Annotated in this window: 18 protein-coding genes; 9 read left to right on the top strand and 9 right to left on the bottom strand. The window is 64.4% G+C overall.

The window, feature by feature from the left end:
- Positions 1–3 precede the first annotated feature (3 nt).
- The 3 genes from AC56LV_RS16730 (at position 4) to AC56LV_RS16720 (ending at position 3185) form a co-directional block, all read left to right on the top strand.
- Positions 4–1065: a 3-deoxy-7-phosphoheptulonate synthase gene (locus tag AC56LV_RS16730; protein WP_499455521.1), complete on the top strand. Its 1062-nt coding sequence runs from the start codon at positions 4–6 to the stop codon at positions 1063–1065.
- A gap of 89 nt (positions 1066–1154) precedes the next feature.
- A complete protein-coding gene (tsaD, locus tag AC56LV_RS16725) occupies positions 1155–2195 on the top strand; it encodes a tRNA (adenosine(37)-N6)-threonylcarbamoyltransferase complex transferase subunit TsaD (RefSeq protein ID WP_499503699.1) in 1041 nt (346 codons plus the stop codon).
- Between the two features lie 144 nt (positions 2196–2339).
- Positions 2340–3185, top strand: coding sequence for an endonuclease/exonuclease/phosphatase family protein (locus AC56LV_RS16720; RefSeq protein WP_499559240.1), 846 nt, complete (start codon positions 2340–2342; stop codon positions 3183–3185).
- Here AC56LV_RS16720 and AC56LV_RS16715 read toward each other — a convergent pair.
- From AC56LV_RS16715 to ybaK, 3 genes are all read right to left on the bottom strand, one after another.
- Positions 3182–3850 carry a DsbA family oxidoreductase gene (locus AC56LV_RS16715; protein WP_332532329.1) on the bottom strand — a complete coding sequence of 223 codons (669 nt, stop codon included), beginning with the start codon at positions 3848–3850 and terminating at the stop codon, positions 3182–3184. The genes AC56LV_RS16720 and AC56LV_RS16715 overlap by 4 nt on opposite strands.
- Before the next feature lie 220 nt (positions 3851–4070).
- Complete coding sequence (gene plsY / locus AC56LV_RS16710) at positions 4071–4688, bottom strand: glycerol-3-phosphate 1-O-acyltransferase PlsY (protein WP_499559239.1); 618 nt, start codon at positions 4686–4688, stop codon at positions 4071–4073.
- A gap of 89 nt (positions 4689–4777) precedes the next feature.
- Entirely contained in the window at positions 4778–5269 is a 492-nt protein-coding gene (gene ybaK / locus AC56LV_RS16705) for a Cys-tRNA(Pro) deacylase (RefSeq protein ID WP_499559237.1), read from the bottom strand.
- Positions 5270–5307: 38 nt separating this feature from the next.
- Here ybaK and AC56LV_RS16700 point away from each other — a divergent pair, with 38 nt between their 5' ends.
- Positions 5308–6252, top strand: a complete 945-nt coding sequence (locus AC56LV_RS16700; protein ID WP_499559235.1) for an endonuclease/exonuclease/phosphatase family protein — start codon at positions 5308–5310, stop codon at positions 6250–6252.
- 38 nt (positions 6253–6290) lie between these two features.
- Here the strand turns inward: AC56LV_RS16700 and AC56LV_RS16695 are convergent, their stop codons facing one another.
- From AC56LV_RS16695 to AC56LV_RS16675, 5 genes are all read right to left on the bottom strand, one after another.
- A complete protein-coding gene (locus AC56LV_RS16695) occupies positions 6291–8501 on the bottom strand; it encodes a putative bifunctional diguanylate cyclase/phosphodiesterase (protein WP_499559233.1) in 2211 nt (736 codons plus the stop codon).
- A 208-nt stretch (positions 8502–8709) separates the two neighbouring features.
- Positions 8710–8922, bottom strand: coding sequence for a hypothetical protein (locus AC56LV_RS16690; RefSeq protein WP_499559231.1), 213 nt, complete (start codon positions 8920–8922; stop codon positions 8710–8712).
- 86 nt (positions 8923–9008) lie between these two features.
- On the bottom strand, positions 9009–9911 hold the full coding sequence (gene xerD, locus AC56LV_RS16685; RefSeq protein ID WP_499559229.1) for a site-specific tyrosine recombinase XerD: 903 nt from the start codon (positions 9909–9911) through the stop codon (positions 9009–9011).
- On the bottom strand, positions 9884–10408 hold the full coding sequence (locus AC56LV_RS16680) for a methylated-DNA--[protein]-cysteine S-methyltransferase (protein ID WP_499559228.1): 525 nt from the start codon (positions 10406–10408) through the stop codon (positions 9884–9886). The genes xerD and AC56LV_RS16680 overlap by 28 nt, the downstream gene beginning before the upstream one ends.
- 416 nt (positions 10409–10824) lie before the next feature.
- Complete coding sequence (locus AC56LV_RS16675; RefSeq protein WP_499559226.1) at positions 10825–11826, bottom strand: TRAP transporter substrate-binding protein; 1002 nt, start codon at positions 11824–11826, stop codon at positions 10825–10827.
- A 108-nt stretch (positions 11827–11934) separates the two neighbouring features.
- Between AC56LV_RS16675 and AC56LV_RS16670 the strand changes: the two genes are divergently transcribed.
- From AC56LV_RS16670 to AC56LV_RS16660, 3 genes are all read left to right on the top strand, one after another.
- Positions 11935–13968 carry a two-component system sensor histidine kinase NtrB gene (locus tag AC56LV_RS16670; RefSeq protein ID WP_499559224.1) on the top strand — a complete coding sequence of 678 codons (2034 nt, stop codon included), beginning with the start codon at positions 11935–11937 and terminating at the stop codon, positions 13966–13968.
- Positions 13969–14009: 41 nt separating this feature from the next.
- The gene (locus AC56LV_RS16665; protein ID WP_499559222.1) at positions 14010–14591 is read left to right on the top strand and encodes a response regulator transcription factor; all 582 of its coding nucleotides are present in this window, start codon (positions 14010–14012) and stop codon (positions 14589–14591) included.
- Positions 14592–14739: 148 nt separating this feature from the next.
- Positions 14740–15120 (top strand): DUF3052 family protein, encoded by a 381-nt coding sequence (locus AC56LV_RS16660; protein ID WP_499559221.1) that lies wholly within the window; start codon positions 14740–14742, stop codon positions 15118–15120.
- Between the two features lie 15 nt (positions 15121–15135).
- Here the strand turns inward: AC56LV_RS16660 and queG are convergent, their stop codons facing one another.
- Positions 15136–16233 carry a tRNA epoxyqueuosine(34) reductase QueG gene (gene queG / locus AC56LV_RS16655; RefSeq protein WP_499559219.1) on the bottom strand — a complete coding sequence of 366 codons (1098 nt, stop codon included), beginning with the start codon at positions 16231–16233 and terminating at the stop codon, positions 15136–15138.
- Between the two features lie 65 nt (positions 16234–16298).
- Between queG and tsaE the strand changes: the two genes are divergently transcribed.
- Both tsaE and AC56LV_RS16645 read left to right on the top strand, forming a co-directional pair.
- Positions 16299–16799 carry a tRNA (adenosine(37)-N6)-threonylcarbamoyltransferase complex ATPase subunit type 1 TsaE gene (tsaE, locus tag AC56LV_RS16650; RefSeq protein WP_258835609.1) on the top strand — a complete coding sequence of 167 codons (501 nt, stop codon included), beginning with the start codon at positions 16299–16301 and terminating at the stop codon, positions 16797–16799.
- Positions 16760–18316: an N-acetylmuramoyl-L-alanine amidase gene (locus AC56LV_RS16645; RefSeq protein WP_499559218.1), complete on the top strand. Its 1557-nt coding sequence runs from the start codon at positions 16760–16762 to the stop codon at positions 18314–18316. Before tsaE ends, AC56LV_RS16645 begins: the two co-directional genes overlap by 40 nt.
- Position 18317: the final 1 nt, after the last annotated feature.

The following is an 18317-nucleotide window of genomic DNA, read 5'->3' as shown; positions in this document are numbered from 1 at the left end:
ATCATGACCAGTACGCCACAAATCGAAAATACCAACGTCAGCTCGTTCGCCCGCATGCCAACGCCGGTCGAGCTGCATACCACCCTGCCGCTGAACGAACGCGCCTATGCCACCGTGATGCAGGGCCGCGAAACGCTGCGCAACATTCTGGATCGCAAGGACAAGCGCCTGTTCGTCGTCGTGGGCCCGTGCTCGATCCATGATCCCGAAGCCGGCCTCGACTATGCGCGCCGCCTCAAGGCGCTCCAGGATGAAGTCAGCGAGACGATGGTGCTGGTGATGCGCGTGTACTTTGAAAAGCCACGCACGACCACCGGCTGGAAGGGCTATATCAATGACCCGTTCATGGACGATTCGTTCCGCGTCGAAGTCGGCATGGAGCGGGCGCGCCAGTTCCTGCTGGATGTCTGCGAAATCGGCTTGCCAACCGCCACCGAGGCGCTCGACCCGATCTCGCCGCAATACCTGGGCGACCTGATCGCCTGGACCGCCATCGGCGCGCGCACGACCGAATCGCAGACGCACCGCGAAATGTCGTCCGGCCTGTCGACACCAGTGGGCTTCAAGAACGGCACCGATGGCGATGTGAGCATCGCCATCAATGCGGTGCTGTCGTCATCGAACCCGCACGCGTTCCTGGGCATCAATGGCCAGGGCTCCGTGTCGATCGTGCGCACCAGCGGCAACGCCTATGGCCACGTCGTGCTGCGCGGCGGCGGTGGCCGGCCGAACTATGATTCAGTTTCGGTGGCCATTGCCGAACAGGCGCTGACCAAGGCCAAGCTGCCGGCCAATCTGGTCGTCGACTGCTCGCACGCCAACAGCTACAAGAAGCCGGAACTGCAACCGCTGGTCATGTCCGACGTCATCCAGCAAATCCGTCATGGCAACAAGTCGCTGGTGGGTGTGATGATCGAGTCGAACATCGTCAGCGGCAGCCAGTCGATTCCAAGCGATCTGTCGCAGCTGACCTACGGCTGCTCGGTCACCGACGGCTGCATCGGCTGGGAAGAAACCGAAACCATGCTGCGTGAAGCGCACAAGGAATTGCTGCAGCGTCCGTAAGAAACCAAGCAACATCCGCAGGGTGGGCGGCGGCGCCCTCCGCCCTGCGGTAGAATGCCCGGTTCCGCTCAATCCACCTGGCTTTCCACATGATCGTTCTCGGCGTCGAATCCTCCTGCGATGAAACCGGCTTTGCTCTGTATGACACCGAGCGCGGCCTGCTGTCCCACGCCCTGCACTCGCAGGTCGCGATGCACGAAGAATATGGTGGCGTGGTGCCCGAACTGGCGTCGCGCGACCATATCCGGCGCGCCATTCCGCTGCTGGACGAGGTGCTCAAGCGTGCCAATCTGCCGGCCTCGAACATCGACGCCATCGCCTATACCCAAGGCCCTGGCCTGGCCGGCGCGCTGCTGGTCGGCTCGTCGGTGGCGTGCAGCCTGGCGCTCGCGCTCGACAAGCCGGTGCTGGGCGTGCATCACCTCGAAGGCCACCTGCTCTCGCCGCTGCTCGCGTCGGAACGACCGGACTTCCCGTTCATCGCCCTGCTCGTCTCGGGCGGTCACACGCAACTGATGCGCGTCGATGGCGTGGGCAGCTACACGCTGCTGGGCGAAACGCTGGACGATGCTGCCGGCGAAGCCTTCGACAAATCGGCCAAGCTGCTGGGCCTGGGGTATCCGGGCGGCCCGGCGATCTCGCAACTGGCCGAGCGTGGCGATCCGGCGGCCTACAAACTGCCGCGGCCGATGTTGCACAGCAAAGATTTCAACTTCAGCTTTTCGGGCCTGAAGACGGCGGTGCTTACCGTCGTCAAGAACCACGACGTCAAGGTGATTGCGGATATCCCCGAACAGGACAAGGCGAACATCGCGCGCGGCTTTGTCGATGCGATTGTCGACGTGCTCACCGCCAAGTGCGTGAGCGCCATGAAGCACACGGGTTTGAGCCGGCTGGTGATCGCCGGCGGCGTCGGCGCCAACAAGCAATTGCGCGCGTCGCTCAATGCGGCGGCGGCCAAACGCAAGTTCAAGGTCTATTATCCGGAGCTGGAATTTTGCACCGACAATGGCGCGATGATCGCGTTTGCCGGCGCGATGCGTCTTGAGCGCAACCCAGCGCTGGCACAGCGTGATTATGCGTTCAATGTGCGTCCGCGCTGGCCGCTGGACGAGCTCGAAGCGGCCTGAATACAGTCCCACAACCAGCCTTAAGCCACGAGAAACAGCCTGCCGCCAACATTGAACTTGCCTGTCTGACACCGATCCTACGGTGTGACCGTTGCCATTAAAACGGTGGCAATATCCGTCGATCAAGTTTTACGGAGGTGAGCAATGCGCGTAGTCAGCTGGAATATTCATTGGGGTTGTGGCAAGGACGGTCGGATCCGCATTCACGCGATGATCGACGTGCTGCGCCGCCTGAACCCCGATGTGATTTGCCTGCAAGAGGTGGCTGCCAATCACCCCGAGCTCGAAGGCAGCGCCAGCGCCAACCAGTTCAAGCAACTCGCCGGCGCCTTCGGCGGCTACCACGCGATGGAGCACACGCCGAGCGAGATTTACCAGAACAATGTCCCGCGCCTGTTCGGTAATCTGATCCTGTCCAAGTACCGCATCTCGCAGGTGCACCGTCACCTGCTGCCGTGGCCGGCTGATCCGGACCATGCGGCCGGCATGCCGCGCGGCCTGCTCGAAACTGTTGTCGAAGCACCTGGCGGCAAGCTGCGCCTGCTCACGACGCATCTCGAATATTATTCGCCCGTCCAGCGCATGGCGCAGGTCAACCGCATCCGCGAACTGCATGCCGAGGCCAGCGCCAGAGCCCTGCTGTTCCAGCCCGATCCGAACCTCGACGCGCCATACCAGCTGGGCTTTCGACCCGGCTCGGCGATCCTGTGTGGTGACTTCAATTTCGCGCCCGATGCACCGGATTACGCGGCGCTGCTGGCCCCGCCGGAAGGCAGCGCCCTGGCGCTGGTCGATGCCTGGCGCGTCGTGCACGGCGCCATGGCGCGCGCGCCGACCACCGGGCTGCACGGGTATCCGTGGCCCGAGCGGCCTGAATGCTACGATTATTTCTTCGTCACCGACGACCTGGCGCCGCGCCTGACCGCCGTTGACGTGCAGTCCGAGACGGCGGCGTCGGACCACCAGCCGGTGGTCCTCGATCTGACTTAAGCGACGGCGTCGGCCGGCGTTTCCAGGCCCGGGATCTCGCGCAGCGCGCGCTCGAAGACTTCAGGCAACTGGCCGCCCGAAATCAGGTGTTTCTGGTTGATGATCACGGCTGGCACCGACTTGATGCCGGCGTTCAGGAAGAACTGCTCGCGCTCGCGCACTTCGTCCTTGTACTCGTCCGACGCCAGGATACGGGCTGCCGTCTCGCGCTCCAGGCCCACACTCTCGACCGCGCGCAGCAGCACGGCGTGGTTGCTCGGGTCTTCGCAGCGGGTGAAATACGCTTCGAGCAGCGCGACCTTGAGCTGGCGTTGCTTGCCTTCTTCTTCGGCCCACGACAGCAGGCGGTGCGCGTCGAAGGTGTTGTAGATGCGGCCGCGCCGCTCCATGTCGAACGTGAAGCCCACGGCAGCGCCGCGCTCGCGGATCATTTCGCGGCTGGATGCCTGCTGCTCGAGGCTGGCGCCATATTTTTCAGTGACGTGCTCGACGATGTCCTGGCCTTCCGGCGGCATGTTCGGGTTCAGTTCGAACGGCTGGAAATGCAGGTCGACGCGCACGTCGTCGCCCACGTTCAACAGTGCCTGTTCGAGCGATTTGAGACCGACTGCGCACCATGGGCACGAGACGTCCGATACGAAATCAATCCTGAGTTGCTTGGTCACGGCGTACCACCTTTCTGTCCGGCGCGGCACGAATGTGCCGCTATTGCCGACTATGGTAACGCCTCCGTAAAAACCCCGCGCACGCTGCTCATCCCGTTAAGGTGGACGCGGTCGGCCAGGCCGCTATGCCGTCCACGCGTTCAGCTTCACGGGATGTAGTGGCGCATTAGATTTATTTGAACGCGTGGACGGCAGAGCCGCCTCGCCGGCCGCGCCCACCCTACTTCTTGGCCGCGGCTGACTTGCTGCCAAGCTTGGACTCTTTGCCGGCGATCAGGTTGCCGATATTGCCGCTGTGACGCCAGACCAGCAGCGCGCTCATGACGATCACGGCCAGCAGAATGGCATCGACGCCGAACAGCAGGCCGTAGTACAAGGGCGCGAAGACCGCGGCCACCAGGGCTGCCAGCGACGAGTAGCGAAACGCATACGCGATGATCATCCAGGTGGCCAGCGTCGCCAGGCCCAGCCATGGATTGATGCCGAGCAGCACGCCCAGCGCAGTGGCCACGCCCTTGCCGCCGACAAAGCGGAAGAATACGGGCCACAGGTGGCCGATGAACACGGCGATGGCCACCAGCGCGATGCCGGTATCGTCCAGCCCGTAGTCGTAGCCATAGCGCACCGCCAGCCAGACGGCCAGCCAGCCCTTGGCCGCGTCGCCGACCAGCGTGGCAATCGCGGCCTTCTTGCTGCCGCTGCGCAGCACATTGGTGGCGCCGGGGTTTTTCGAGCCATACGTGCGCGGATCGGACAGGCCGAACGCGCGGCTCATCACGACCGCGAAGGAAATCGAACCGAGCAAATAGGCGGCAATGGTGGCAATCAGGGTGTTCATCGTGTCTCTTTCGTGGGCGCCGGTATCGAGCTCATTCTTGTACCGGAAATTGGTGCGTGAATATACACCATCGGATGCGTGCGGCGAAGCTACTCGGCAATGGCGCAGATCACCGGTTGCGCCTGCAGCACATCGACCAGCACGCGCGGATCGATGCCCACCAGATAGCCGCGGCGTCCGCCGTTGATATAGATCTTGTCGAGCTGCAGGATGCTTTCCTCGACATACACCGGCATCGCCTTGCGGATGCCGAACGGCGATGTTCCACCAACCAGATACCCTGAATGGCGCTGGGCCACATCCGGCTTGCATGGTTCGACCGACTTGCAGGGGATGGCGCGGGCCAGATTCTTGGTCGACACCTTGCAATCGCCGTGCATCAGCACGATCAATGGCCTGGCTGCTTCATCCTGCATGACCAGGGTCTTGACCACGTCATGTTCCGGCACGCCCAGCGCGCTGGAGGAGACCGATGTACCGCCGTGCTCCTGGTACGCATACGGATGCTCGGAAAACGCCACGCCATGCTTGCGCAGGAATTGGGTGGCGGGGGTCTCGGAGACGTGCTCTTTCTTGGCCATGCGTGTTACGCTAAAGACGAACAATAGGGGTTTCTATTATGCAGGAAGAACTTCGGTTTGCCACCTTCAACACTTTCAATCTGGCACCACCCGGTGCACGCTTGTACGACAATCTGGCACCCACCACGGCCGACGAATACGAAGCCAAACTGGACTGGACGGCGCACCAGCTCGACCTGATCAATGCCGACGTGATCGGCTTTCAAGAAATTTTTTCGCAGAGCGTGCTGGCGGAAGTCCTGCAGCGCACACGGCGCTATCGCGACGCGCACCATATCGGCTTCGATCCCGACCCGGGCGCGGCGCGCCTCACGCCCAGCGTGGCCCTGGTCTCGCGCCTGCCGCTGGCCGAGCCGGGCACCGAACTGGGCAAGTTTCCGGCCAATGTCACGATGCCACCCGGTAGCCGCGACCCCGATCGCTTTACGCGCGCGCCGCTGCATGCGGGCGTGATTGCGCCGTCGGGCGTGGTGATCGACGTGATCGTCGTGCATTTAAAATCGCGCCGCCCCGATTACCGCTCGAGCGACAGCGGGGCCGACCCGCACCTGTACGCGCTGGCATGCCTGCGCTCGCTGATCCGGCGCGGCACCGAGGCCACCGCGCTGCGCGTGCTGCTGACAGATATGGCGCACACGCACCGCCGCCCGCGCATCGTGCTGGGCGACTTCAACGATGTGGCCGATTCGGTGACGACCGAAATCGTGCTGGGTGCGGGCACACCGCAGGCCGAGCGCCTGTATGACGCGAGCCAGGTGCAGCGCCGGCTCGATCACCAGCGCCATGTGGGGTTTTCGATCCTGCACGACACGCGCCACTCGACGATCGACCATATCCTGGTGTCGCCCGAATTCAATCCGGCGCTGCCCGAAGCGATCGGCGAAGTCATCGACGTGGTGTATCTGAACGACCACCTGAACCTGGCATTGCCAGAATCGTCGGACCACGGGCAGGTGCTGGCCAGGATCCGGCTGTTCGACTAAGGCTGCCGCATCAAGGCCGCCGCATCACGGCCTCCGCACTAAGGCCTCATATACCAGGCCCGGTGCGGGCTCAGGTTCGGCCGCGTACTGGCCGCGCTGGCATAGAACCCCTGGTAATCGTCGCACCCATGCCGGCGCAGAAAGTCGAGCTGCTCGGCGGTTTCCACGCCCTCCCCCACCACCCGCAGCTGCAGGCTGCGTGCCACCGCGATGATGGCTGGCACCATGGCGGCATGCACGGGATCGTGCACAACATCGCCCACGTAGCTGCGGTCGATTTTCAATTTGGTCAACGGAAAGCGCCGCAATGCTTCCAGGCTCGACAGGCCAGTACCGAAACGGTCGACACTCAGCTGCACCCCGCGTGCGTGCAGCGCCAGCGCCGTGGCGCCAAACGCCGGCTCGCCCCGGATCAACGCGTCTTCTGCGATCTCGAGCTCAAGCGCGGCCGGCGGCAGGCCGGCGCTCCCGAGTGCGGCGTCGATTGCCGGGAGCAAGCCGTCATGCGCCAGCTGGACATCGGACAGATTGACCGCCACCGTGGCGGTCGAACCGGCATGGCGCCATGCGCGGGCCCGCCGACACGCGGCGCGCAGCACCCATTCGCCGATCGGGACGATCAGCCCGGAATCTTCGGCCACCGACAGGAATTCGTGCGGCAACAACAGCCCCCGTTGTGGATGACGCCAGCGCAGCAATGCTTCGACCGACGTCACGCGCCCGGTCGCCACTTCGATTTCAGGCTGGTATTGAAGCATGAACTCGTTGCCGTCGAGGGCCTGGCGCAAGCGGTTTTCAAGCTCGACGCGCTCGATCACGTGGGCGTTCATGGCCGGGCTGAAAAACTGGAAGCTGCCGCGCCCGTTCTGCTTGGCGTGGTACATGGCGACATCGGCGTGGTGCAGCAGGGTATCGACTTCGGCGCCATCGTCCGGGCACAGCGCGATGCCGATCGAGGCCGATAGCGTCACTTCCTGGCCGCCGATGTCGATTGGCAGCGCCACGGCCTGGGTCACGGCGACGGCCACGCAGGCAGCCTGGTCGGCGCCCTTGATGTCGGCCAGCAGCACGACGAACTCGTCGCCGCCCAGCCGGCTGATGGTGTCGACCTGGCGTACGCAGGCACGCACGTGCAGCGCCACTTCGCGCAGCACGATGTCGCCGGCCTGGTGGCCGTGGGTATCGTTGATGGCCTTGAACTTGTCCAGGTCGAGGAACATGACGGCGCAGCGGCTGCCCTGGCGGCGCCAGGTGGCCAGTGCCTGGTGCAACCGGTCCAGCAACAGGATGCGGTTGGGCAGGCCCGTAAGGGCGTCATGCTCGGCCTGGTGGCGCACCTGCTCCTCAATGCGCTTGCGCTCGCTGATATCGGACAGCATCGCCATATAGCCCGAGACGTCGCCATGCGCATCGCGAATGGCCGTGAGCGCGACGCGTACCGGATAGCGCTCGCCATTGCTGCGCGCGCTGGCCAGTTCACCTTCCCAGTAGTCGGCGCCTTCGAGCTCGGCCCAGATGCGCTCGTAGAAGCCGTCGTCGACGCCCCAGCCCAGGCTGGCAAAAGGCTGGCCGATGATCTGCTTGGGGGCATGCCCGGTGATGGCGGTGAAGGCGCCATTGACGGCGCGCACGCGGTACTCGGCGTCCATCATGATGATGGCGTCGCGCGCATTCTGGAACACCAGCGCGCCCTGCTCGAGATTGGTCTCGGCCTCTTTGCGCGCCGTGATGTCGACTTCCATGCAGAAGATTTCTTCGATCACGTCGTCGTGCATGACGGGGTAGTAGCAGGAATAGACCCAATGGCGGCGGCCAGTCGGCGACTGCACCAGCCAGTCGCTCGCCTGCGGCGCCTGCCCGGTACGCCAGATGGTGGCGATCACGTCGTCGAATTCGGGCTGGCGGCCGGGGTGGAACGCCACGTCGCGAAACGCCCGACCGACGGCATCGGCGGCGCGGATGCCATAGAGTTCTTCACTGGCATGGTTCCAGAAGCGGATGATGCCGGCGCGGTCCATCGAGTGCACGGCAACCGCCGGTGCCAGTTCAAGGGCAGTGACGAAATGGTAGAGCCAGCCGAGGGTGGATGAATGGTGCCCAACGCCGTCAAGCCCGTCGAGTCTCCGCCCGTCAAGCCTGTCGGGCCCCTGCCCGTCAAGTCCGTCAAGTCCGTCAAGCCTGGCCTGCGCGTCGAGCCCTTCCTGTCTGGCTGGCGGACGATCCGGGGACTCTGGCAGTAATTCGCTCACGGCAGCGCCTTTCGCTTGGACAGTGGCAGCAATCAGGAAGACAAGCCTGTCATTGGCATGCCGCATGACACGTCGTGTCGGCGAAGCGGCAAACGGCGCGCCGACAACGGGGCAATTGCGCCGTGCCACCAGGTCGGACAGCCAGCTGATCGCTTATCGCATTCAGATGGATCAGACCGCAATCGCCGCCGTTAGTTCAACGATGACGTCAGGCCGGGCTGGCAGGCAGGGCTGCCGGGGCCGCGACCTCGCTGGTGCTGTCGTTGTTGCTGTCGTTGTTGTCACTGTCTTGCACGATGGCGTTGCCATCGGCATCGACGTCATTCTTTGGTTCGAGCTTGCGCTTGGCCTTGTCGTCGGCCTTGCGCTTCTTGTCGAGTTCCCGTTGCCGTTTTTCGTATTGAAAATTATTCCGTGCCATAGTCACCTCGATATGATGGATCGGTAGGGGCTACCGTCCTGACCGGCCATTATGGACTACCGCGCCGATCCCGGCTTGCCTTAACGCTAACCGCGGGGGTGGTGTTCGGTATGCAGGCGCTTGAGTCGTTCGCGCGCCACATGGGTGTAAATCTGCGTGGTCGAGATATCGGCGTGGCCGAGCAGCAGTTGCACCACGCGCAGGTCGGCGCCATGGTTGAGCAGGTGCGTGGCGAATGCGTGGCGCAGCGTGTGCGGCGACAACGGTCCGGTGATGCCGGCTTTCTTTGCGTGCTTCTTGATCAGGATCCAGAACATCTGGCGCGTCATCGGGCCGCCGCGGCTGGTAACGAACAGGGCGTCGTCCATCTGGCCATTGAGGATGATGCCGCGTGCATCCTTCAGGTAGCGCTCGATCCAGCGCCGCGCCTCTTCGCCGAACGGCACCAGGCGCGTCTTGCTGCCCTTGCCCGTCACCCGCAGCACGCCATCGTTCAAGCTCACTTCGACCAGCTTCAGGGCCACCAGTTCCGACACCCGTAATCCGCTGGCATACATCAGCTCGAGCATCGTGCGCTCGCGCAGGCCCAGCGGCGTGGCGACATCGGGCGCAGCGAGCAGCGCCTCGACCTGGCTTTCGTTCACCGTGTGCACGAACCGGGTTGGCTGGCGCGCCGAGGCCATCTTCAGGCACGGGTCGACGTCGATCCGGTTGCGGCGCAGCGCCAGGCCATAGAAGCGCTTGAGCACCGACAGCCGGCGGTTGGCCGTGCTCGGGCGTGAGTCGGGATGGCGGTCGGCAAAATAGGCGGCCAGGTCGTCCGCGCCGACAGCCAGCAGGCCACGGTCGGGCTGGCGCGCGTGCAGCCAGGTGGCGAACAGGCGCATGTCGCGCCGGTAGGCGTCGAGCGAGTTCTTGGCCAGGCCCTGTTCCAGCCAGAGCGTGTCGCAGAACTCGTCGATCAGGGCCAGATCGACTGCTGCTGCCATGGGCTTGCGGTGGCGCCTTCATGGCGCAGCAACCAGCGTTTGACGGACAAATGAAAACCGTTTTCGTCATCCTGGTTGGCAAAGCCGCCCAGGCCGCCGGTGGCGGTGACGCGATGGCACGGGATCACGAGCGGGAACCGGTTGGCGCCGCAGGCCTGGCCGACGGCGCGCGGGGCCGAGCCGATCACGCGCGCCACGTGTCCATAGGTGTGCACGGCGCCGCGCGGGATCGCGTGGATGTGCTGCCAGACCTTGCGCTGGAATTCAGTGCCGGCTTCCAGCAGCGGCAGGTCGAACATAAAATCGGGATCCTGCAGATAACGCGCGACCTGCTGCGCTGCCCGGTCGGCAAGCGCGCTGTCGGCGCTTTTTTCAGCGAACGATGGCGGCAGGTAGACCAGCTCGCACACCTTGTCGTCGGCCGTGCGAATGCCCAGTGCGCCAAAGGGCGCCGGTACGATGGCGTTGAACAACAGGGAGGCGCGATCTGGCTTCATGGCGGCGGTTGGCAGTGCACCGCAACGGGACCATCCCGCTGGCAGGCACCCCGGCATCTTACCCGCCGCAGCGAGTGCGCGGCCAGTCGTTTGGCATCAGGAAACGAAAAACAGGCGAAAAAAAAGCGCACCATCAGGTGCGCTCCAATTCGGGTCACGTTCCCGGTCGTTTGGCAGTACCAACGACTTCTGTAAAACGTGGTGTCTCCTCGAATATTCTCCGGTACGAGTACCGTTCTTATAGCAATGCTCCCCCAAAACCTGTACTGCTTGTTGCTGGCCCTGCACCGCACCACTTCAGTGCGTATGAGCGCCATGATAACGCAAATGCTTATAGAAAATGTATCTTTTAGGTCACAACAACACAAAATTGTTTTACTTATAAACAAAATGCTTTGGTGACCAGGAACTGACGCTCACCGTGCAACTTCGCGCAGGATAGCATGTACGGTCTCCTTGCCGATCCTGTTTTCCATCTGGCCGTACACCGGCTGCAATGCGCGGCGCCATTCGGCCTGCTGCGCCGGATTGAGCGTATGGATCACGGTCGTGCCGGCCTGGCGGATTTTTTCCATCGACTCGTCATTGGCGCGCTGGGCGATCTGCTTTTCGTACACGGTCGCTTCGCGCATCGCCCGCGCCAGGATCGTGCGCGTCGCTGCCGGCAAGCCGTCCCAGAATTTCTTGTTGACGATCACGGCGTACCCCAGATAGCCGTGGTTCGACACGGTCAGGTGTTTCTGCGTTTCGTGCATGCGCTGCGTGTACATGTTCGACGGCGTGTTTTCGGTGCCTTCCACCACGCCATCGCGCAGCGCCGGCGCGGCTTCGGAAAACGCCAGCACCATCGGCTGCGCGCCCAGCGCCCGCATCTGCGCATCGAGCACCATGGAGGCCTGGATACGCATGCGCACACCGTCGAAATCCTTCAGCGCAACCAGCGGCTGATTGGCCGACATGACCTTGAAACCGTTGTCCCAGAAGGCCAGGCCGGTGATTCCCTTCGGTTCGAGCTTGCGCAGCAGCTCGCGCCCGATGCGCCCTTCCGTCACCTTGTACAGCGCCGCTTTGTCCGGAAAAATATACGGCAGGTCGAACGCTTCGAATTCGCGCACGCCCAGCGGCGAAAACTTGGCCAGCGACGGCGCCAGCATCTGCACCGCGCCCAGTTGCAGCGCCTCGAGTTCTTCGCGGTCCTTGTACAGCTGGCTGTTCGGATAGACTTCCACCCTGACCTGGCCGCGCGTCATTTGCTCGGCCAGCGCCTTGAACCGCTCGGCGGCGCGGCCCTTGGGCGTATCCGGCGCCACCACGTGACTGAACTTGATAACGATCGGCCCTTGTGCCCAGGCATTCATGCTGGCGGCTGCGGCCAACGCAGCGCACAGCGCGCGCACGGCCGGGAGATTGAGTTGCATGACGGTTCGATTCTTCCTGATGAAACGTTACACTGGCACATGCCGCATTGCCCGCCATCGCGGCGATGCCACGATGCGCCCGACAGTGTAACCAAAACAGGACCTTGCATGAAATTTCCGTTCATCCAGCCCGGGGCGACAGACGACCTGGACGCCGAGCCCGAGCCGCGTGCGCGCTCGCGCGGCTGGCGCTTCCTGCGCTGGATGGTGCCGATCCTGCTGGTGCTGCTGTTTTTGGCTGTGCTGATCTGGCTGCCATGGCAGGCGCGCCAGATGGAAAGCAACGATCGGCAAGAGCAATTGATTGCCGATACGCTGTGGGTCGAGCAGACACTGCGCTTCGAGCTGGCGCGCAGCGAGGAAGCGCTGGCTGCGCTGGGCGCCGACCTGGTCGTCGCGCCGCTGCCGCCGGCCAAGCTGACGGCGCGCTTCCGGCAAATGTTCACCAATGGCCCCGAGCTGGTGCGCGTCGTCTGGAGCGATGCCGACGGCGTCCAGCAAGCCATCCACGGCAGCGACCTGCCTGCCGCCGGCCTGCCCCCTGCCACCTTGCTGGCCGGCGAGATGGCGCGCTCGATCCGGCGCGGCCGCTACAGCGTCCCGTATGGCGCGACGGCCTCCACCCACGGCGTGATCGATTACTACCTGCCGCTGTTTCGCGGCGGCCAGTTCGCCGGCAGCCTGGTGGCGACCTACAGCCTGCAGGTGCTGCTGGATGAAACGGTGCCGTGGTGGTTTGCGCAGGACAATGCGCTGACGCTGCTCGACCGTAACGAATTGCCGGTGGCGCGGCGCGCGTCGGGCGGTCCGGGCCGCAACGTCTACACGCACCAGCGCGAGCTCGACCTGCCCGGCGCCCAACTGGTGCTGTCGACCAACAGCGTCAAGCGCGCGCCGCAACTGCTGCCCAATCTGCTGGTGGGCTCGGTGATCGTGCTGGCGCTTGGCTTGCTGATGAGCCTGGCAGCACTGTGGCGCCACATCTCGCGCACGCTGGCGGCCGAGGCCGCGCTGCGCCAGCAGATGGCGTTTCGCACGGCGATGGAAAACTCGCTGCTCACGGGCTTGCGCGCGCGCGACCTCGAAGGCCGCGTGACGTACGTGAACCGCGCCTTTTGCCAGATCGTCGGCCTGTCGCAGGAAGAATTGATCGGCAAGAAGCCGCCGATGGCGTACTGGGCGCCGGAAGCGATGGCCGAATACGAGGACCGCTTCCAGGGCATCCTGTCGGGCAAGGTCACGCCGCAGTTCGAGACCGTGTTCCAGCGCCCGGACGAAGTGCGCGTGCCGGTGCTGGTGTTCGAGTCGCCGCTGGTCGATGTCGACGGGCGCCATACCGGCTGGATGAGTTCGGTACTCGACATCACCGATCGCAAGCGCGTCGAAGAACTCAATCGCCAGCAGGAAGAAAAGCTGCAGGCCAGCGCGCGCCTGGCCACGATGGGCGAGCTGTCTTCGATGCTGGCGCATGAACTGAACCAGCCGCTGGCGGCCATCTCGAGCTACACGGTGGGCGCACTGAACATGCTCGACCGCGCCGCCGGCACCGGCCTGGAAGTCAAACCCGGCATGCTGCGCCACGCCCTGGAACAGGCGCGCCAGCAAGCCCAGCGCGCCGGGCACATCATCCGCAGCGTGCACGAGTTCGTCAAGAAACGCGAACCGCTGCGCCAGGAACTGACGATCCGCAGCGTGATTGCCAGCGTGCATGCGCTGATCGAATTGCAGGCCCGCCAGGCCGGCGTGGTGCTGCGCGTACACTTGCCGCCTGGCTTGCCGTCCGTGCTGGCCGACCGCGTCCTGCTCGAGCAGGTGCTGCTGAACCTCACGCGCAACGGCATCCAGGCCATGCAGGACACCGTACAAGACCAGCGCGTGCTGCGCATCGAGGCGGCGCACATCGACGACCAGGTGGCCGTCTCGGTGATCGACCGCGGCCACGGCATTTCACCCGAAGTGGCCGAGCGGCTGTATTCGCCGTTCTATTCGACCAAGGCCGAGGGCATGGGTATGGGGCTGTCGATTTGCCGCACCGCGATCGAGTTCCATGGCGGCACCCTGAGCCATGCGCCGTACCCGCCCGGGGGCACCGTGTTCACGTTTTCGCTGCCGGCGCAGGCAGCAAGCCGGGCGGTCGGCTAGAATCGCGTGCGGCGCCCTGCCCGACTATTACGGAGACCCCCATGCTGCACATCGTCGACGACGAAGAAGTCATACGCGATTCGCTCGCATGGCTGGCGCAATCGCGCGGCCTGAACGTGCGCAGCTATCCCGGCGGCCAGGAATTTCTCGACGTCATCAAGGACCTCGACGTCAGCGGCGACTGCGTCCTGCTCGACGTGCGCATGCCCGGCATGAACGGCATTGCCGTGTTCGACCAGTTGATCGGCCGCGGCCTGTTGCCGCGCCTGCCGGTGATTTTTCTGACCGGCCACGGCGAAGTGCCGATGGCGGTCGACTCCCTCAAACGCGGCGCTTTTGATTTCTTCGAGAAACCGTTCAATGACAATGTCTTGATGGACCGTGTGGAAGAAGCGCTGGCCGCCTCGCGCAAAGCGGCCACGTCCGCTGCAGTACAGGCGCGGCTGGCGACGCTGTCGACGCGCGAACGCGAGGTGCTCGACCTGATCCTGGCCGGCATGATGAACAAGGTCGTGGCCGACAAGCTCGGCATCAGCATGCGCACGGTGGAGGTGCACCGGGCCCATATCTTCGACAAGATGCAGGTCAAGACGGCGGTCGAACTGGCCGGCCTGCTCAAGTAACTACCGGCGGCGCGCTCGCGCTGCCTTCACACTGTCTTCATTTCCTGCGCGTAAAGGGTCTGAAGGGTGCGCAACAGCCTTGTAAAATAATGTCTGAACGCGCCGTGGCCATGGCGCCGCGATGCACAGGCTTTTTCAGGAAACGCGCATGAACGAAAAGACAGTTGCAGACAAGATGTTTTTACGCACGGCGAAATCGATGCTGGTGCTCAATGGCCAAGCCAATCCGACCATGACGGCGCAGATGCCGGCCGACATCGTCAAACAAGGGGACGGGCCGTTCGACGTCATCCTGATGTTTTGCCTGGGCCAGAACGACCTCGCGCATTACCTGCCGCTCGCCAAACAACAGCTGAGTGACACCGGCTCGCTCTGGATCGCGTACCTGAAGCAGACGGCCTCGAAAGCGACCGACATCAACCGCGATTCGATCAATGCCTATGCCAAGGAGCATGGCATCACCGGCGTAGCCATGATTTCCATCGATGGTGACTGGTCGGCGCTGCGCCTGAAACGCATTGCAGTCTAGGTAGCCGAATGGCGGCTAGGCACCGTGGCGCGCCAGCGCCCACGCCACATGCTCGCGCACCAGCTCGGATGGATGCTCGGCCCGCGTTTGCAGCGCTGCCACGATGGCTGCATCGCCGCGCAACTGCTGCGCCGCATTGCCCAGCCCCACCGCCAGATTGCGCAACCAGCGCTCGTGCCCGATGCGGCGGATCGGACTGCCTTCCATGCGCCGGTTGAATTCGGCCTCTTCCCACGCGAACAGGCCGATCAGGTCGCCCTCGCCCAGGCCGTTGCGCTCATCGAAATCGGGCACCTGTGCCCGCTGCGCGAACTTGTTCCACGGGCACGCCACCTGGCAATCGTCGCAGCCGTAGATGCGGTTGCCGATCAGCGGGCGCAACTCTTCGGGGATGCTGCTTTTGAGCTCGATCGTCAGGTACGAGATGCAGCGCCGCGCGTCGAGCTTGCCCGGCCCCAGGATCGCGCCGGTCGGGCACATGTCGATGCAGGCGGTGCAGCCGCCGCAATGCTTGCCGGTGGGTGGGTCGACCGGCAGCGGCAGGTCAATCAGGATTTCGCCGATGAAGAAGGTTGAACCGGCCGCGCGCGACAGCAGCAGCGTGTGCTTGCCGCGCCAGCCCAGGCCGGCTTTTTCGGCCAGCGGCAATTCCATCACGGGCGCCGAATCGGTGAACACGCGAAACCCGAACGGCCCGATGTTCTCCTGAATTTTCTCGGCCAGCGCCTGCAGGCGGTTGCGCAGCACCTTGTGGTAGTCGCGGCCTCGCGCATACACCGACACGACAGCGGCGTTCGGGTCAGCCTGGCGCAGGCGTTCCCCGGCGCGCCAGTCGCCCTGGCGTTCGGTCGGCAGGTAGTCCATCCGCACCACGATCGCGCGCACGGTGCCGGGCACGAGTTCGGCCGGCCGCGCACGCTTCATGCCGTGGGTTGCCATATAATCCATCTCGCCGTGGTAGCCCGCATCCAGCCAGGCTTGCAGGCCTGCTTCGAGGTGCCCCAGATCGACATCGGCAATGCGCACGTCGGCAAAGCCCAGCCCCACGCCCCATCCCTTGATGGCGCGCGCTAGCTGGGGCAGATCGACAGATGAGGTTGGGGAATCGGCCATACCGGGGTGAGAACACCACAAGAAAAGAATGCAGCAGAATGCAGTACAACACGCTATTTTATGCCATGCAGCCCATCAAAGCGCACCAGCACCACTATTTGCCGGACGAGTCCGCCACCAACGCACTGGGCGGCGCGCTAGCCCGCGCGCTGGCGCCGGGCCTCGTCATCTACCTGCACGGCGACCTGGGCGCCGGCAAGACCGCCCTCACCCGCGCCCTGCTGCGCGCGCTGGGTCATACGGGCACGGTCAAGAGCCCGACCTACACGTTGTCGGAGCCATACAACGTGATGCTTGACGACAATCCGCTGAGCGTGATCCACTACGATCTATATCGCATGTCGAGTCCGGAAGAATTCCTGGACGCCGGCTTTCGCGAAGATTTTGACGGCCACAACGTCTGCATCGTCGAATGGCCCGAAAAAGGCGAGCCCGTGTTACCGCCGCCGGACATCCGTTTACTGCTGAGCGTCAGCGGAAACGGCCGTGCTGTAGAATTGCAAGCGTTGTCTGAATTAGGCCTGCTATGCCTCGATCGTCTCGCTTTCCTCCCGCCGCCCCAGTAACTACTGCGTCCGCACGCCGCCGCGTCATGCTCAAGGCCGGCGGCACGCTGCTGCTGTCCGTCGTCGCGCCGCTGCCCGCCAGCGCCAACCAGATCCTGGCGGTGCGTGTCTGGCCCGCGCCCGAATACACCCGCGTCACGCTCGAAAACGACACCAACCTCAAGACCGAGCACTTCCTGATTCCCGATCCGCCGCGCCTGGTCGTCGACATCGACGGCCTGGGCTTGAACCCCACGCTCAAGAGCCTGGTGGCCAAGATCGAATCGAACGACCCGTACATCAAGCAGGTGCGCGTGGGCCAGAACCGGCCGAACGTCGTGCGCCTGGTGTTCGACCTCAAGGCCGAGGTCAAGCCGCAGGTGTTTACACTCGCGCCCGTGGCCGGCTATCAGCACCGCCTGATCTTCGACCTGTATCCCGTGACGCCAGTCGACCCGATCGCGGCGATGATCGAAAGCGGCGAATGGAGCACCGGCCCGACCAAGACCGTGGCGGCGGGCACGCCGGCGCTGGGCGACCCGGTGTCCGGCCCGCCGGGCGCCACGATGCCGGCCACCGTGCTGCCGCCGTCCGGGGCCATCGGCCCGGGCACGGCTGCAGCAGCAGGCGCCATCGTCGCCGCCACGCCGCCGGTACAGATCCCGACCCCACCGCCAGTGGCGCCGCGCACGCAGCCGAACGCCGCGCCCGATGCCATCGCCCGGCTCGAAGCCGAGATCTCGGGCCTGCGCGGTACACCGCCGGCCCAGGCAGTGCAGCCCACGCCCGGCAGGGCCAGCGCCCGCCAGCCCCAGAAAGTGGCGCGCATGGTCACCATCGCGCTCGACCCGGGCCACGGCGGCGAAGACCCGGGCGCGATCGGCGCCAATGGCAGCCGCGAAAAAGACATCGTGCTCGAAGTGGCCAAGCGCCTCAAGACCAAGCTCGAACAATTGCCCAACACCCGCGTGATGCTGACGCGCGACGGCGACTTCTTCGTACCCCTGAACACCCGCGTGCAAAAGGCGCGCAAGGTGCAGGCCGACCTGTTCGTGTCGATCCACGCCGACGCCTGGGTCTCGCCAACGGCAAGCGGCTCGTCGGTGTTCGTGCTGTCCGAAAAAGGCGCCAGTTCCAGCGCCGCGCGCTGGCTGGCCAGTGACCAGAACCGGGCCGACCTCGTGGGCGGCGTGAACCTGGCCGGCGGCAGCGCCGACAAGCAGCTTGCCAGCGTGCTGTTCGACCTGTCGACGACGGCGCAGATCACCGACAGCCTCAAGCTCGGCAAGGCCGTGCTGCGCGAAATCGGCGGCATCAACCGGCTGCACAAGGCGTCGGTCGAGCAGGCCGGCTTTGCCGTGCTGAAGGCACCGGACATCCCGTCGATTCTGGTGGAGACCGCGTTCATCTCGAATCCACAAGAAGAAGCGCGCCTGAACGACAACGGCTACCAGGACCAGCTGGCCAACGCCATCACGAACGGCATCCGCCGTTATTTCGCCGACAACCCGCCGATGGCCAAGAGCCGCCAGACCTGAC

This window comes from Telluria sp. RB2R28 (genome assembly GCF_059685835.1).
The sequence above is the reverse complement of the archived record's forward strand: the minus strand, read 5'-3'. Positions and strand labels throughout refer to the sequence as shown.

Excerpts from the sequence above, each read along its gene's own strand:
- tsaD (WP_499503699.1), top strand. The coding sequence starts at position 1,155 with ATGATCGTTCTCGGCGTCGAATCCTCCTGCGATGAAACCGGCTTTGCT.
- AC56LV_RS16720 (WP_499559240.1), top strand. The coding sequence starts at position 2,340 with ATGCGCGTAGTCAGCTGGAATATTCATTGGGGTTGTGGCAAGGACGGT.
- AC56LV_RS16730 (WP_499455521.1), top strand. The coding sequence starts at position 4 with ATGACCAGTACGCCACAAATCGAAAATACCAACGTCAGCTCGTTCGCC.
- AC56LV_RS16700 (WP_499559235.1), top strand. The coding sequence starts at position 5,308 with ATGCAGGAAGAACTTCGGTTTGCCACCTTCAACACTTTCAATCTGGCA.
- tsaE (WP_258835609.1), top strand. The coding sequence starts at position 16,299 with ATGCAGCCCATCAAAGCGCACCAGCACCACTATTTGCCGGACGAGTCC.
- plsY (WP_499559239.1), bottom strand. The coding sequence starts at position 4,688 with ATGAACACCCTGATTGCCACCATTGCCGCCTATTTGCTCGGTTCGATT.
- xerD (WP_499559229.1), bottom strand. The coding sequence starts at position 9,911 with ATGGCAGCAGCAGTCGATCTGGCCCTGATCGACGAGTTCTGCGACACG.
- AC56LV_RS16660 (WP_499559221.1), top strand. The coding sequence starts at position 14,740 with ATGAACGAAAAGACAGTTGCAGACAAGATGTTTTTACGCACGGCGAAA.
- AC56LV_RS16675 (WP_499559226.1), bottom strand. The coding sequence starts at position 11,826 with ATGCAACTCAATCTCCCGGCCGTGCGCGCGCTGTGCGCTGCGTTGGCC.
- AC56LV_RS16645 (WP_499559218.1), top strand. The coding sequence starts at position 16,760 with ATGCCTCGATCGTCTCGCTTTCCTCCCGCCGCCCCAGTAACTACTGCG.
- AC56LV_RS16670 (WP_499559224.1), top strand. The coding sequence starts at position 11,935 with ATGAAATTTCCGTTCATCCAGCCCGGGGCGACAGACGACCTGGACGCC.
- AC56LV_RS16680 (WP_499559228.1), bottom strand. The coding sequence starts at position 10,408 with ATGAAGCCAGATCGCGCCTCCCTGTTGTTCAACGCCATCGTACCGGCG.
- AC56LV_RS16690 (WP_499559231.1), bottom strand. The coding sequence starts at position 8,922 with ATGGCACGGAATAATTTTCAATACGAAAAACGGCAACGGGAACTCGAC.
- ybaK (WP_499559237.1), bottom strand. The coding sequence starts at position 5,269 with ATGGCCAAGAAAGAGCACGTCTCCGAGACCCCCGCCACCCAATTCCTG.
- AC56LV_RS16665 (WP_499559222.1), top strand. The coding sequence starts at position 14,010 with ATGCTGCACATCGTCGACGACGAAGAAGTCATACGCGATTCGCTCGCA.
- queG (WP_499559219.1), bottom strand. The coding sequence starts at position 16,233 with ATGGCCGATTCCCCAACCTCATCTGTCGATCTGCCCCAGCTAGCGCGC.